This is a genomic window from Actinomycetota bacterium (genome assembly GCA_030019255.1).
Lineage (GTDB): Bacteria > Actinomycetota > Geothermincolia > Geothermincolales > RBG-13-55-18 > Solincola_A.
The window spans coordinates 132,434-146,032 of the sequence record JASEFK010000002.1; the positions used below are offsets into that span (position 1 = coordinate 132,434).

The following is a 13,599-nucleotide window of genomic DNA, read 5'->3' on the forward strand; positions in this document are numbered from 1 at the left end:
CCTCGCTTCCCGCCTTCAGCCTAGCCCTCTCCCTTACCCGCTCCCGATCGCCTCTCCCCGATCACCCTTACCCGCCGAAACGATGCTCCGCCGGCCTTATCGATGCGTCAATCATCCAAAAGATCGATTGGAGAAGCCGCTATCGCCCCCTACTTTCTTTCGCCTCCGGCTTATCCATCTCCTTCAGCCATACAGCCATAGTATATAAGATTGGTAAAATTATATGAAGCTCAAGACGATATGCAAAGCTTTTTTTTGCATCTTTTTTACATTGCGGTAACAAATCCGTAACATCCAGGTTAACGAAAGTTGCCGTTCCGGTTGTCGCTTCCGGGCGCTTTTACTGCATCCCAGTGGAAGATATGGCCCCGTACGTGACCTCTCAGCCAACGTTCGCGCTAACGCAAACTCGGCCGTTGCTCCGTATTTCGATCCCCCGGGCTCAGGGTTGGAGGACCCCCACGGCGGCCGTGCCGCCCTCCCTCCCCGACCAGTACATGGCCCTCTCCACCACCAGGGGGCGGTCGGAGGTGACCCGCACGGAAGCATCCCGTCCGGGATCCACCTCGCTGGCGGAGAACGTGTAACGGGCTCCGGCGGGCACGGTCACCGAGTGGTCGCGGGTGGTCCCATCCGGGCGCATGAAGGTGACCACGGCATGGGCCAGGTCCCCGGAGGCGTTGTACAGGAGCAGGTATTCCTCGAAGCCATGGGCTGTGGAGCCCTCCGCCAGGTACCAGGTACGGGCGGCGGTGAGGGAACCGGCGCTGGCGTGCCCCCCCGCCCTGGCGCGCGACCCGCTGGGCCAGTACATGGCCCGCTCCACCACTACCGGGAGGTCGCTTCTCACGAACAGAGAGACGTCGTTCCCGGGCACAACGTCGGCCACGTTGACCGTTTTCCTCGCGCCGGGGTCCACGGATATGGTCCTCCGCGCGCTGGTCCCGTTCTGCAGCCTGAAGTCGAGGACCACCGCAGCGGCGTCCGGGTTGGGGTTCTGGATGAGTACGTACTCCTCGAAGCCGAAGGCGGTGCAGCCCTCGGCCAGGTACCAGGAGACGGAGGGAACCGGCACCCCCAGGGCCCCGTGACCCCCGTCCCGACCTCCCCAGTACATGGCCCGCTCGGCCACCACCGGCAGGGGGGCGCGCACTCGGGTGGAGACCTCGCTCCCCGGGACCAGGGCGTTGACATACACCGTGAGGCGGGAGTAGGCGGCCATGGGGAAGGTGTAAGGGGGAGTGGGGCCGTTGGAGCGCATGAAGGTGATCTCCACGTCCACCGGGCTGGGGTTGGGGTTCTGCACCAGGACGTACTCCTCGAAGCCGAAGGCCGTGCAGCCCTCGGCCAGGTACCATTCGGTGCCCGCGGTGCTGGCCCCGGAGGAGACATGTCCGTCCGTTCTACCTCCCCAGTACATGGCCCGCTCGGCCACCACCGCCTGGTCGGCGTGGACGTGGGTGGAGACGTCGCTCTCCGGGACCAGGGCGTTGACATACACCGTGAGGCGGGAGTGGGCGGCCATGGGGAAGGTGTAAGGGGGAGTGGGGCCGTTGGAGCGCATGAAGGTGATCTCCACGTCCACCGGGCTGGGGTTGGGGTTCTGCACCAGCACGTACTCCTCGAACCCGAAGGCCGTGCAGCCCTCGGCCAGGTACCATTCGGTTGCGGGCTGGGGCTGGCTGGTGTTGCGGAAGACGGTCACCGCTTGCTCGCCGCTCACCGTGCCTCCTACGTCGATGGCCTTGACGGCGATCTCGTGGGTCCCCTCCTGCAGGCCGGAGAGGTCCCAGGAAGTGAAGGTATGAGTAACGGAGGAGGAGGGGGCGGGAAGGGTGTGGGTCTCCTCCAGTTGCCCGTCCACCCACAGCTCCAAATACTTGATGTCCACATTGGCGGAGGAGGCGGCGGCGGACACCTTTCCCGAGGCCGGGTAGGAATAATCCTCCGGTGAGGTAATGGAGACCAGGGGGACCCGCAGGGAAGCGAAGAGGTCCAGGAGTCCCCAACCGTATTCCTCGTCGTATCCCGGCGCGCCCAGGTCCCGCGCCCCGTCGCGCAGGCGCCTCCAGACCTCCTCCGGCGTGGAGCTGGGGTACTCGGCCAGCACCAGCAGGGCGGCGGCGGAGACGTGCGGGGTGGCCTCGGAGGTGCCGCTCCCTCTGTAGCAGCCACCACCGAGGTAGGTGCCCCAGATGTTCTCCCCCGGGGCCACTAGGTCCACGTTGGTGTTGTAATTGGAGAAATAGGAGCGGACCCCGTCCTGCCCCACGGAGCCCACCCCAATGACGTAGGTGAGACCCGCCGGGTAGTTCACCCCGGTGGTCCCCTCGTTTCCCGCCGCCGCGGCCATCACGCATCCCTTGGCATGGGCATATTCCACGGCATCCTGCAGCATCCTCGAATAGGTGGAGGAGGTGAAGCTCATGTTGATGACCGCGGCCCCGTGGTTGGCAGCGTGGTAGATGGAGTTGACCACCGTGTCCAGGCTGCCCTGCCCCCAGCTGTTGAGGGCCTTGATGGGCATTATCTTGGCGTACCAGTCGATTCCCGCTATTCCCTTGAGGTTGTTGGCGTTGGCGCAGGCGATGCCCGCGATCATGGTCCCGTGCCCGTCGTCGTCGCTGGGGTCGGGGTCGCCGTTCACGTAATCGTAGCCGGTGGACAGTATGCGACCGGCCAGGTCGGGGTGGGAGAAGTCTATACCCGTGTCGATGACCGCCAGGGTGAGGGAGGACGAGCCCTTCTGCAGGTCCCAGGCGGCTTCCGCGTTAATCCCGTAGTCGTCCCACAGGTTCCACTGCTGGCGATAGTACAGGTCGTAGGGGGTAGTGATCGCGGCCCGGAAGACCAGGTTGGGTTCGGCCGTCCACACCAGGGAAGAGGAGAGGAGCCTGCGGCAAGCCTCCAGCTCCTCCAGGCCGGGTCGGAGGCGCAGGCGCAGGGCCCGGCGCATCGGCTGGGAGGCCAGGCGCCCCAGGACCTCCGCAGGGTCCTCCCCCAGAAGGGAGGAAAACTTCGCCAGCAGCCGGGAGGCGCCGAAGAGAGTGGGGTCGGAGAGCTCCACCACCACCTCCCCGGGGAAGTAGGAACCGGCCGGGTAGTGGTCGGGGTTCAGGCTTTCCAGGAGGGCCGCCCTGGCCGCATCGAGCTTTCCGGCATTTTCGGATGGATGGCCGGCCCCGGCGTCGGCCCTCCCTCCCGCCGCCGCGGGGTAGAAAAGGGTAAGGGATAAAAGGAGGGCGACGAGCGAGAGCAGAGTCCTTCTCGTTACCCGGCGGCTTGGATTTCCTCTCATCCCCTCCGTCCTTCCCGTTTTCCGCTCCCTTACCCCCCGCAAATCCTTCTGAACTCGACAGTCGCGCCGTCCCGCTCCCCGGCTCCCGGAACGGTCCTTCCGGAACTTCCCCTACCCGACCGCTGATGATTGTATCGTCAGACGGGCTCAAGAACTTGCACCTTCTAAGGAAGAGTATTCCGGGCAAGCGCGCCGACGGAACCACGATACAAAAACCGGACGGCGCATACCGGGGCTCTGCGGGAACTCGCCACCGGGTACGTCGCAGGTGCGGCGGAAGCCATCAATCCCCGCTCACCCTTCTGATCTCCGCCCCAAGCCTGGTAAGTTTTTCCTCCAGGCGCTGGTAGCCGCGGTCGATGTGGTGGATTTCCAGGACCTGGGTCTCCCCCTCGGCGGCCAGCCCGGCCAGGACCAGGGCCGCCCCAGCCCGTAAATCGGTGGCGCAGACCTCGGTTCCGCTGAGCCTCCTCCCTCCCCGCACGATGGCGTGGTGGCCCTCGATGGTGATATCGCATCCCATGCGGTTGAGCTCGTCCACGAACATGAAGCGGCTCTCGAAGACGTTCTCGGTGACCACGGAGGTCCCCCGTGCCAAACTCAGGAGGACCATGATCTGGGGCTGCATGTCGGTGGGAAACCCGGGGAAGGGAAGGGTGGCCACGTCCACCGCCCGATAATCCCCTCCTCCCCTCACGCGCAGGAACTCCTCCCCTTCCTCGACCTCCACCCCCACGGTCCGCATCTTCTCCAGGGGAAGGGCCAGGTACTCCGGCCGGATGCCGGTGATGGTCAGGTCTCCGCCGGTGACCGCCGCGGCAACGGCGAAGGTCCCGGCCTCGATGCGGTCTCCGATGGCAATGTGCTCTGCCCCGTGCAGCTCTCCCCCGCCTTCCACCTCCAGGACGGGGGTGCCCGCCCCGCGTATCTCCGCCCCCATGGAGACCAGGAAGGCGGCCAGGTCCTGGATCTCCGGCTCGCGGGCCGCATTCTCGATAACCGTGGTCCCCTTGGCGCCGACGGCGGCCATCATGAGGTTCTCCGTGGCCCCCACGCTGGGGAATTCGAGGATGATATGCCTTCCCCGCAGGCGGGAGGCCCGGGCGTAGATGTACCCGTGCTCCGTGCTTATTTCCGCCCCCATCTCCGCCAGTCCCCGGAGGTGCATGTCTATCTTCCGCGAACCGATGTTGCAGCCCCCGGGGATGGCCACCTTGGCCTCCCCGAAACGGGCTACCAGGGGGCCCAGGACCACGATGGAGGCCCGCATGCGCCGCACCAGGTGGTAAGGGGCCTCGCGCCCGGAGAACTCCCCCGCCCGGACGCGGAGGGTATCGTCCTCCCACGCCACCTCGGCGCCCAGGTGGCGCAGCACCTCGGCCATGATCTCCACGTCCGTGATGTGGGGCACGTTGTGGATGACGCATTCCTCGGGGGTGAGCAGGCTGGCGGCCATGAGCTTGAGCACGGAGTTCTTGGCCCCCCCTACCCTCACCTCCCCCCGCAGGGGGTTTCCGCCCGTAATGACCAGTTTTTCCCCATTCATGCTGCGATAATACCACACCGGTTCCACACATCGCGTAAACGTCATTGAGATGAGGCGCGCACCACGGACAACGTCATTGTGAGGAGGCGCGCAGCGCCGACGAAGCAATCCCTTAGGGAAATGCGGAGGAGATCGCTTCGTCGCTCCGCTCCTCGCGATGACAATAAGGGGGCCGGGCAATGGTGGGAAGGAGGGGAAGCGGTGTGGGAAAAGATGGGACGGCGAAAAAGGGGGGCGATAACGGTAAGAAGGGATGAAGGGATGGGAGACACAAAGGGGGTCAGCCGGAGCGGAGGCGTTCCAGGCGGGCTTCCTCCTTGCGCACCAGGGCCTTCTTCACCTTCTTGAGGCGGAAGATGTCCTCCCGCATGCGCTCCTCCAGGCTCATCTCGATGAACTTTATCTGCTCGTCGAAATCGGGGATGACGATATTCTCCAGGGCGTTGACCCGGCGGTTGGTCTTGCGCAGCTCCTCGCCCAGGCGGCGCAAGCGGGTCTCGATGTCCGCGCTTTCGATGATCACGTCGATGATCTCCTCGAACTTCTCCGCCGCGGAGTCCACCCGCCCGGAGACACCGGTCACGGCGTAACCCCGCTTCAGGGCATTGCGCATGGTGCTCTGGCCCTTGCGGATGACCGGGATGGGCACCCCCATGACGTGGGTCCCGGTGATGTCCACCAGCACCTCCCCCTGGGAAGCGAAGGAGGCCGACCTCACCGCGGGGCCCCCGTCTTTGGCCTTGGCCATGGCCAGGTCGTACTGGGCGTCGGCGGTAACCCTCTCCAGACGCAGGGAGAGGCGCATGGTCTCGTCGATGATGGGCATGAACTCCTGGAGGAGGGCGTCGCGTTTCTTCTTGAGCAGGTTCATGCCCTGCTCGGCCAGGGCGCGGTTGGCCTTGCGCTTCAGGAGCTCACTGCGCGTGGGGTGGACCTGCTCCACTTATCCTCCCTTTCGCATTTTCTTTCTCTAGGCCTCAGCTCTCGGAGGCCGTGAACTCCTGGGCGTACTCCGGGTTGTAGTACTTCTCGATGTACTCGGTCTTGATGCGCTTGATGGCCTCCTTGGGCATCATGCTCACCAGCTTCCAGCCCAGCTCCAGGGTTTGTTCCAGCTCCCGGTTCTCGTCCTTCTGGTCCAGGTAGTTCTGCTCGAAGGCGTCAGCGAACTTGAGGGCCAGTCGATCCATGTCCGTAAGGGCCTCCTCCCCCACGATGGCCACCAGGCGGCGCAGGTCCACGCCCTCGGCGTAGAAGGCATATAGCTGGTCGGCCAGTCCCCGGTGGTCGCCGCGCGTCCTCCCCTCCCCGATGCCCAGGTTCATGAGCCGGGAGAGGCAGGGAAGCACGTCGATGGGCGGGAAGATGCCCTTGCGGTGCAGCTGGCGGGAGAGGACGATCTGGCCCTCGGTGATGTACCCGGTGAGGTCCGGAATGGGATGGGTGATGTCGTCGTCGGGCATGGTGAGGATGGGCACCTGGGTCACCGAACCCGGCTTGCCCTTGATGCGCCCCGCCCGCTCGTAGATGGAGGCCAGGTCGGTGTACATGTAACCGGGATAACCGCGGCGGCCCGGGACCTCCTCGCGGGCGGTGGAGATCTCGCGCAGGGCCTCGCAGTAGTTGGTCATGTCGGTGAGGATGACCAGCACCTGCATGTCGTGCTCGAAGGCCAGGAATTCGGCCACCGTGAGTGCGCAGCGCGGGGTGAGCAACCGCTCCACGGTGGGATCGTCGGCCAGGTTGAGGAAGAAGACCACCCGCTCCAGGGCCCCGGAGCGGGCGAAGCTCTCCTGGAAGAAGGCCGCCTCGCGCCGGGTGATGCCCATGGCGGCGAAGACGATGGCGAACTCCTCGCCCCCCAGGATTTTAGCGTTCTTGACGATGGCCGCGGCCAGCTCGTTGCCGGGCAGTCCGGCCCCGGAGAAGATGGGGAGCTTCTGCCCGCGGACCAGGGTGTTCAGCCCGTCGATGGCCGAGATACCGGTCTGGATGAAGTCGCGGGGCTCCTCGCGGCTCCAGGGGTTGATGGGGGAGCCGGTAACCTCCCGTTCCTCCTCGGGAAAGACCTCCGGGCCCCCATCGATGGGCTGGCCCATGCCGTTGAGGATGCGCCCCAGCAGGTTCACCGTGCAGGGCATCTTGGCCACCTCGCCACTGAAGCGTACCTTGGTCCGCTCCACGTCCAGCCCCGCGGTGGGGCCGAAGACCTGGACCACGGCCAGCTCGCCGTGGAGCTCGATGACCTGCCCGTATTTCACCGACCCGTCGGCGGAGCGGATCTCCACCATCTCGTTGTAGGCGGCGCCCTTCACCTTGCTCACGAAGAGGAGGGGGCCGGCCACCTCCCCCACCGTCCGGTACTCGGTGGTCGCCAGAAAAGCTCTTCCGTCAGCCATTCTCTATCACCCGTTTCCGTTGTTTACCATATCTTTCCATTCGGACCTCGGGGACCCGATTCCGTCCCTTTACCACTCGCCCAGGGAGCGCAGCTCCCGCTGCACCCTTTCCAGGAGATCGGTCAGCCTCTCCTCCGCCTCCTCGGAGGGTATCTCCTTCATGCGCGCGATCTCGTTCTTGATGGGGTGCTCCGTGGCCTGGCGCAGCGGGACCCCCTGCACCAGCACCTCCTCCAGGCAGTCGTAGTAGGTGAGGATGACCTTGAGCATCAGGTACTGCTTGCGCAGGGAGCAGAAGGCGTCCACGTCGGAGAAGGCGAACTGCTGCAGGAAGTCCTCGCGCAGCATGCGGGTGGTCTCCAGGACCGCCTTGGCGAAATCGGGCAGGGCGTCCGGGCCCACCAGCTGCACGATCTCCTGCAGCTCCACCTCCTTCTGCAGGAGGCTCATGGCCTTGTCCCGCAGGGCCCTCCAGTCCTCGGCCACGTTCTTGGCGTACCAGTCCTGGATCTGGTCCAGGTACAGGGTGTAGCTCTTGGTCCAGCTGATAGCCGGGAAGTGGCGCCGGTAGGCCAGGGAGGTGTCCAGGGCCCAGAAGGCGCCGGTGATGCGCAGGGAGTTCTGGGTCATGGGCTCGGAGAAATCGCCTCCCGGAGGGGAGACCGCCCCGATGGCGGTGATGGAGCCCACCCGGTCGTCGCTGCCCAGGCACACCGCCCGGCCGCAGCGCTCGTAGAAATCGGCCAGGCGGGTGGCCAGGTAGGCGGGGTATCCCTCCTCCCCGGGCATCTCCTCCAGGCGGCCGGAGACCTCGCGCAGCGCCTCCCCCCAGCGGGAGGTGGAGTCGGCCATGAGGGCCACGTTGTACCCCATGTCCCGGTAATACTCGGCCAGGGTGATGCCAGTGTAGATGGAGGCCTCGCGCGCCGCCACCGGCATGTTGGAGGTGTTGGCCACCAGGATGGTGCGCTGCATGAGGGGGACCCCCGTCTTGGGGTCGATGAGGTTGGGGAACTCGGTGAGCACCTCGGTGATCTCGTTGCCCCGCTCCCCGCACCCGATGTAGATGACGATGTCCGCGTCCGCCCACTTGGCCAGGGTGGTCTCGGTGACCGTCTTGCCGGTCCCGAAGCCGCCGGGTATGATGCTATATCCGCCCTGGGCGATGGGGAAGAAGGTGTCCAGGATGCGGGTACCGGTGATGAAGGGTACGGTGGGCTTCTCCTTCCTCTTCACCGGGCGGGCCACCCGGGCCGGCCAGGTCTGGTACATCTTTATCTCCGTCCCGTCCTCGAGGAAGACCACCGTCTCGTCCACGGTAAACTCCCCCTCCTTGACCTCCGCCACCCGGCCGGAGATCCCCGGGGGGACCATGATGCGGTGAACGATGTGGGCGGTCTCCTGAACTTCCCCCACCACGTCGCCCTCCACCACCTCGTCTCCCACGTCCACCACCGGCTGGAACCCCCAGCGGCGGTCGCGGGGGAGGGCGTCGGTGGAGACTCCGCGGACCACGAAGTCCCCGTACCTCTCGGCGATGTCCGTGAGCCGCCTCTGGATCCCATCGTAGATGGAGGTGAGCAGGCCGGGTCCCAGCTCGAGGAGCAGGGGTTCCTCGGTGCACAGGACCTTCTCGCCCACCCGCAGCCCGGAGGTGTCCTCGTAGACCTGCACGATGGCCGTGTCCCCGTCCAGGCGCACGATCTCGCCGATGAGCCCCAGCTCACCCACCTTGGCGATGTCGTACATCTTGGCGCCGGACATGCCCTCGGCGCTGACCACGGGTCCGGATACCTTGACGATGGTTCCCTCGATCATATGCCTACACTCCCCGTTCTCAGGTTTTCACGCCGCGTCGCTCCATTTCCCATTATCCCCTACCGCTCCGGCACCTTCATCCCCGGCTGTCACTCCCCTTCCCGGGCCCTCAGGGTGATGTCGAAACCGATGGCGCGGTGGATGAGCCGGGCCAGGTAGGCTCTCCTCTCGCCGGCCATCTCCACCGTCTCCTTGATGGGCAGGGGGATGACGATGGGCCGGTAAATGCTGTCTATCTTCTCCTGGGTCTTCTCGTCTATGGCGTTGTAGAAGCTCTCGTTGACCGCCAGGATGCCGGCGTCCGGGTCGTCCAGGAGGGCCTTTATCTTCTCCCTGGCCTCGTCGGCGTTCTCCACCTCCACCACGCTGACCCCCGCCAGGCGGAACCCGTCGGCGGTCTCAGGGTCGGTGATCACGATGGCCTTGTACACCCTCCATCACCCCCTCGCCGCACCCTCCCGGGCCGTCTCTTCCTCCCACAGGAAGAGCTCCTTGCGAATCTGGGACTCGATGAGCCCTATGCTCTTGCCCCGCATGATGATGCGCAGGTTGGTGATTTCCAGGTACTTCCTCCACATGTAATGGATGATCACCCCTATTCCCAGGGGATCCTTGGCCATGCCCAGGCACCTGCGGATGAGGTTCTTCTGTAGTTCGTCCTCGAAGGCCCCCTCCCCCTTCGCGTCGAAGTTTCTCCAGGCCTCCTGCAGGGATTCCCGGTACTCCGGAAAGCGCCGGAAAAGGGCCTGGTAAACGCTCTCCGGCTGGCCCTGGGACATCAGGCGGATGAACTCGGCAGGGTCATCAAGGCTCCCGCCGGGGACGAAGAAGTCCTCCGCCCGGGAAGTTTCCAGCTCCATCCCGCAGATGCGCATCAGGGTGGCCAGGTTGATGGCATCCACCTCCAGCCTGACCACCTCGCGTACCAGCGAGGTGTTGGGGTCCCTGTCCTTCAGCTCCCCGGTCACCTGGCGGTAATGGAACTTGTCCAGGGCCAGCTCCAGGATGGAGAGGTCATGCTCCCGGAGGTATTCCACCAGGTGCTCGCTTATGGCCCTTCCGTAGGGGATGGGCCACTCCATGCTGAAGATCACCACCGCGTCCAGGGCGGCCCGGAGGTCGGGCTGGTTGATAATCTCCTGCAGGATGGCCTCGTCCAGGAACCCCACGGGCACCAGGATGCGCTGGATCTCCTGCTTGGGTACCAAGGCCCTCATGCCCCGCATGACCGTCTTCAGGTTGTGGAGATCCCAGCGGGAGAGCAGCAGGTTCACAAGCTTCAGGGGCTTGCCGGTGAAGAACTCCTTTATCTTCCCGAAGTTTCGCACCAGGTTGCGGTTGAAGGCCCGGTCCACGATGGTGGGCCTGGCCCCCTCCAGCATGAAATATTCCAGGTCCTCCTGGTAATCCGTATCCTCCAGGACCCCCAGGGCCAGGTTATAATCCGGTGCCGCCAAGAGCTCCCGGAAGACGGAGGGCTCCAGCAGGCGCGAGGTCATGGCCCGCACCCGGGCATTGGCGTAGCTGTAATCCTTTATGGGAACTTGAACCATGGGCAACCTCTCCAGACGGAAAGAGGGGGCTTATCCCCCTCCCCCGGCGGCCTCCACCTCCTCGCCGAAGAGGAGGGCGGAAACCTGCAGGCGCAACTTCTCCCGTGCCCGGTTCAGCCTCTCCTCCACGGTGTTGATGATGCGCACTCTCTCTTCGGGATCGGAGACCACGGCGCCGCCGCGGGTCTCGATGTCCGTCCGGACCTCGAATTCCACTCCCCGGCGGCGGAGGATGTCCTCCGCCAGCTGCCGGTCCGCGGGGTCCACGTGGACCACCACCCTTCCCCCCACCCGGGAGAGGCCCTCCTCGATCAGCCCGGCCAAGATGTCGGGATAGTCGCCGCGCGAGCGCAGGCCTTCCATGCCCTGCACCGCCTGCCGCAGGGCCTTCTCCACAACCCTTTCCTTGGCCTGGATGACGGAGTTCTTGGCCCGCAGCCGCGCCGAGTAGAGGATGGAGGTGGCCTCGCTCTGCGCCTCCGCCCTTATCTTGGCCAGGCGGGCCTGGCGGATGGACTCCGCCTCCTCCCGGGCTTTCTCCAGTATCTGCTTGGCCTCCTGCTCGGCGCGCCTGAAGATCTCCTGGCATTCCGCGCGGCATTCCTCGTCCAGCGCCTGCAGGATGTCTTCTATGGACATGTCCTCACTTCCCGTTCCGGTGAGCCGATGCGGCCGAACCGGGGAGAATCCCGGCTTATTCTCCGGGTTTCAACCCCGTGATAAGGAAACCGATAACGAATCCGAGGACCACCATGGTCTCGGGGATGGCGATCATGATGATGGCGTTACCCGCCAGCTCCGGCTTTTCGGCGAGGGCTCCCGCCATGGCCGCCCCGATCTTGGACTGGGACCAACCGGTGGCCAGGGCGGAAAGTCCGATGGCCAGAGCTGCCCCGATGGCGATGAGTCCGAGTTCCAAACTATTCACCTCCTGATCGCTTGAAGGGCTTGTAGACTACGTCTGTCTCCTTGTAAAACTTGGTGAAGCTTTCCACCAAGTTGAGACGAAGGGATTGGATGGAGGGGCTCAACACCCCCAGGGCGATGTTCAAGACGTGCAGGAGGGCAGCCACGATCACCCCCAGGAAGACCATGGCCCCGCCACCGAACTCCGCCCCCAGCTCGTTGGCCACCTCGGCCAGGATGACCGAGGCCAGGCCGATGCCGTAGAGTCGGGCGTAGGACAGGAGGTTCCCGAAGGTGAGGGCGGCCTCCAGCCCGCCGCCGAAACCGCCCCCGTAGCCGGCCAGCCCGATGCCTACCACGGCCATGACGGCGCCCACGGGCATGGTCACCGACTTGAGGCTCTTGATCCCCCACACGCCGCCGAAAATGACCACCAGCCCCAGGACGAAGAGAAGGTAACCCAGCTTCTCCAGAGCGTGCTTGCGGTCGCGGTGGCGGATGCCGTCTATGAGCCCTATGACCAGCGCGCTGCCCATGTGCAGCACCCCGATGAGGGCCACCACGATGAGCAGGAGCTTGAAGAGGTCGGGGTTGGCCTGGGCGATGCGCTCCAGGGGCCAGCCCCAGGGCTTACCGCTGGAGGTATGCCCCCACACCCACTTGACCACCATGTGCCCGGCGGCGTCCTTCCAGCCGAGAAGCCTGATGAGCAGGTCGCCGAAGAACTCGAAGTACAGCAGCCCGAACACGAAGGAGGATAGGGAACAGATCAGAAGCACGTTGGCGAAGAGTTCGAAGAACAGGCTCCGGGACTCGCGCTTCCTGAGCAGGCGCTTCATGAGGAAGACCACGCCCAGGAGCACCAGGGCGTATCCCATGTCCCCCAGCATGAACCCGAAGAGGATGGGGAAGAAGATGGCCACCAGGAAGGTGGGATCTATGTGCCCGTACTTGGGCGGGTTGATGAGCATGTAGATGAACTCGAAGGGGCGCACCGCGGCCGGGTTCCTGAGGGCCGTCGGCGCCTCCTCCAGCTCCTCGTGGGTGGGCGCCATCTCGGTGAGCTCCACCTTGCCCGCGAACTTCTGTTCCAGCACCCGGCGCGCTTCCTCCACCTTGTCCGAAGGCATCCACCCGGTGATGACGAATACGTGGCCGCTCTGGCCGAACTTGGGAATGGCGTTGAGGGACTCGATGCGATCGGCCAGGTACTCCTTGAGGGCCACCAGGGTGACGTACCAGTCCTCGGAAATCTTATCCAGGTCCTCGCGTACCTTTCTCAGCTTGGGAGGTATCTCGTTCAGGCGGGTCTCGATTTCCTTGAGGGCCTCATCGTAGGGCTTGTCCGAGAGTTCGCTGGGCAGGCGCACCTGGTTGACGTTCTCCGTGGCCAGGAAGTTGTGTACCTGCTCCGAGTAACGCTTGTGGAAGACCAGGATGGCGGCGTGGGTGTTCTCGTCCACCCGGGCGGAGAAGACCTCGCACTGCTTGCTGGTGATCTTTTCCAGCTCCTTCTCTATGTACTCCAGTACCTGCTTGTACCTCTCCTCCACCAGCAGGGCCACGGAGGTGTAGTTCTCGGTGGCGGTCACCTTGCTGGCCAGGGGGTAGACCTTCTTGATGATGGGCTCGTACTTGGAGAGGCGGGATAGCTCCACCTCCAGCTCGTGCTTGTAGTTGATGAGCTCGCGGGTGGCCTTCTCCTCCTCCTCCACCATGGAGGATATCTCGGCCAGGGTCTTCCCCTGGAAGGACCTGTATTTTTCCTCTATCTCAGCGCGAGTTACCTTCCTCTCCGGGGGAGCCAGCTCGGATAGGATGGCGTTGTTGCGCATGGCCAGGTTCTGGAGGAGATTTCGCTCCTCCTCCAGGGCGGGATCCATCTCCATGGGAAGGAGATCCGCGTAGCGGGGCCCCTTCTTCTTGGTTATATCCTCCAGGTGGAGGGTTCCCAGGTCCTGGAGGGTTTCCAGCACCTGGAAGAAGAGGGATTTGAGACCCACGATCTCCACTTTGGACATGGTCAAGAGCATTTCCGTCTCCCCCTACTTCGGATGAGATTGGTTTCTGTCCTGCCGG

10 protein-coding genes are annotated in these 13,599 nt (G+C 64.7%); all 10 read right to left on the reverse strand.

The genetic code is table 11. From position 1 onward, the window contains the following. Window positions 1-442 precede the first annotated feature (442 nt). Window positions 443-3,298 carry a S8 family serine peptidase gene (locus QME84_02210; GenBank protein MDI6873089.1) on the reverse strand — a complete coding sequence of 952 codons (2,856 nt, stop codon included), beginning with the start codon at window positions 3,296-3,298 and terminating at the stop codon, window positions 443-445. 283 nt (window positions 3,299-3,581) lie between these two features. Continuing rightward, a complete protein-coding gene (murA, locus tag QME84_02215; protein ID MDI6873090.1) occupies window positions 3,582-4,844 on the reverse strand; it encodes a UDP-N-acetylglucosamine 1-carboxyvinyltransferase in 1,263 nt (420 codons plus the stop codon). A gap of 280 nt (window positions 4,845-5,124) precedes the next feature. Continuing rightward, window positions 5,125-5,787 carry a V-type ATP synthase subunit D gene (locus QME84_02220; protein ID MDI6873091.1) on the reverse strand — a complete coding sequence of 221 codons (663 nt, stop codon included), beginning with the start codon at window positions 5,785-5,787 and terminating at the stop codon, window positions 5,125-5,127. A 34-nt stretch (window positions 5,788-5,821) separates the two neighbouring features. Further along, the gene (locus tag QME84_02225) at window positions 5,822-7,243 is read right to left on the reverse strand and encodes a V-type ATP synthase subunit B (GenBank protein ID MDI6873092.1); all 1,422 of its coding nucleotides are present in this window, start codon (window positions 7,241-7,243) and stop codon (window positions 5,822-5,824) included. A 69-nt stretch (window positions 7,244-7,312) separates the two neighbouring features. After that, entirely contained in the window at window positions 7,313-9,061 is a 1,749-nt protein-coding gene (locus QME84_02230; GenBank protein ID MDI6873093.1) for a V-type ATP synthase subunit A, read from the reverse strand. Window positions 9,062-9,150: 89 nt separating this feature from the next. Beyond that, on the reverse strand, window positions 9,151-9,492 hold the full coding sequence (locus QME84_02235) for a V-type ATP synthase subunit F (GenBank protein ID MDI6873094.1): 342 nt from the start codon (window positions 9,490-9,492) through the stop codon (window positions 9,151-9,153). Window positions 9,493-9,498: 6 nt separating this feature from the next. Further along, window positions 9,499-10,614 carry a V-type ATPase subunit gene (locus QME84_02240; protein MDI6873095.1) on the reverse strand — a complete coding sequence of 372 codons (1,116 nt, stop codon included), beginning with the start codon at window positions 10,612-10,614 and terminating at the stop codon, window positions 9,499-9,501. 30 nt (window positions 10,615-10,644) lie between these two features. Beyond that, window positions 10,645-11,253: a V-type ATP synthase subunit E gene (locus QME84_02245; GenBank protein ID MDI6873096.1), complete on the reverse strand. Its 609-nt coding sequence runs from the start codon at window positions 11,251-11,253 to the stop codon at window positions 10,645-10,647. A 55-nt stretch (window positions 11,254-11,308) separates the two neighbouring features. Continuing rightward, window positions 11,309-11,533, reverse strand: coding sequence for an ATPase (locus QME84_02250; GenBank protein MDI6873097.1), 225 nt, complete (start codon window positions 11,531-11,533; stop codon window positions 11,309-11,311). Between the two features lies 1 nt (window position 11,534). Next, window positions 11,535-13,553, reverse strand: a complete 2,019-nt coding sequence (locus tag QME84_02255; GenBank protein MDI6873098.1) for a V-type ATPase 116kDa subunit family protein — start codon at window positions 13,551-13,553, stop codon at window positions 11,535-11,537. Between the last annotated feature and the right edge of the window lie 46 nt (window positions 13,554-13,599).

Bases quoted from the DNA above. Each gene is read 5' to 3' on its own strand.
- QME84_02210 (MDI6873089.1), bottom strand. From the start codon at position 3,298: ATGAGAGGAAATCCAAGCCGCCGGGTAACGAGAAGGACTCTGCTCTCG.
- murA (MDI6873090.1), bottom strand. From the start codon at position 4,844: ATGAATGGGGAAAAACTGGTCATTACGGGCGGAAACCCCCTGCGGGGG.
- QME84_02225 (MDI6873092.1), bottom strand. From the start codon at position 7,243: ATGGCTGACGGAAGAGCTTTTCTGGCGACCACCGAGTACCGGACGGTG.
- QME84_02230 (MDI6873093.1), bottom strand. From the start codon at position 9,061: ATGATCGAGGGAACCATCGTCAAGGTATCCGGACCCGTGGTCAGCGCC.
- QME84_02240 (MDI6873095.1), bottom strand. From the start codon at position 10,614: ATGGTTCAAGTTCCCATAAAGGATTACAGCTACGCCAATGCCCGGGTG.
- QME84_02245 (MDI6873096.1), bottom strand. From the start codon at position 11,253: ATGTCCATAGAAGACATCCTGCAGGCGCTGGACGAGGAATGCCGCGCG.
- QME84_02255 (MDI6873098.1), bottom strand. From the start codon at position 13,553: ATGCTCTTGACCATGTCCAAAGTGGAGATCGTGGGTCTCAAATCCCTC.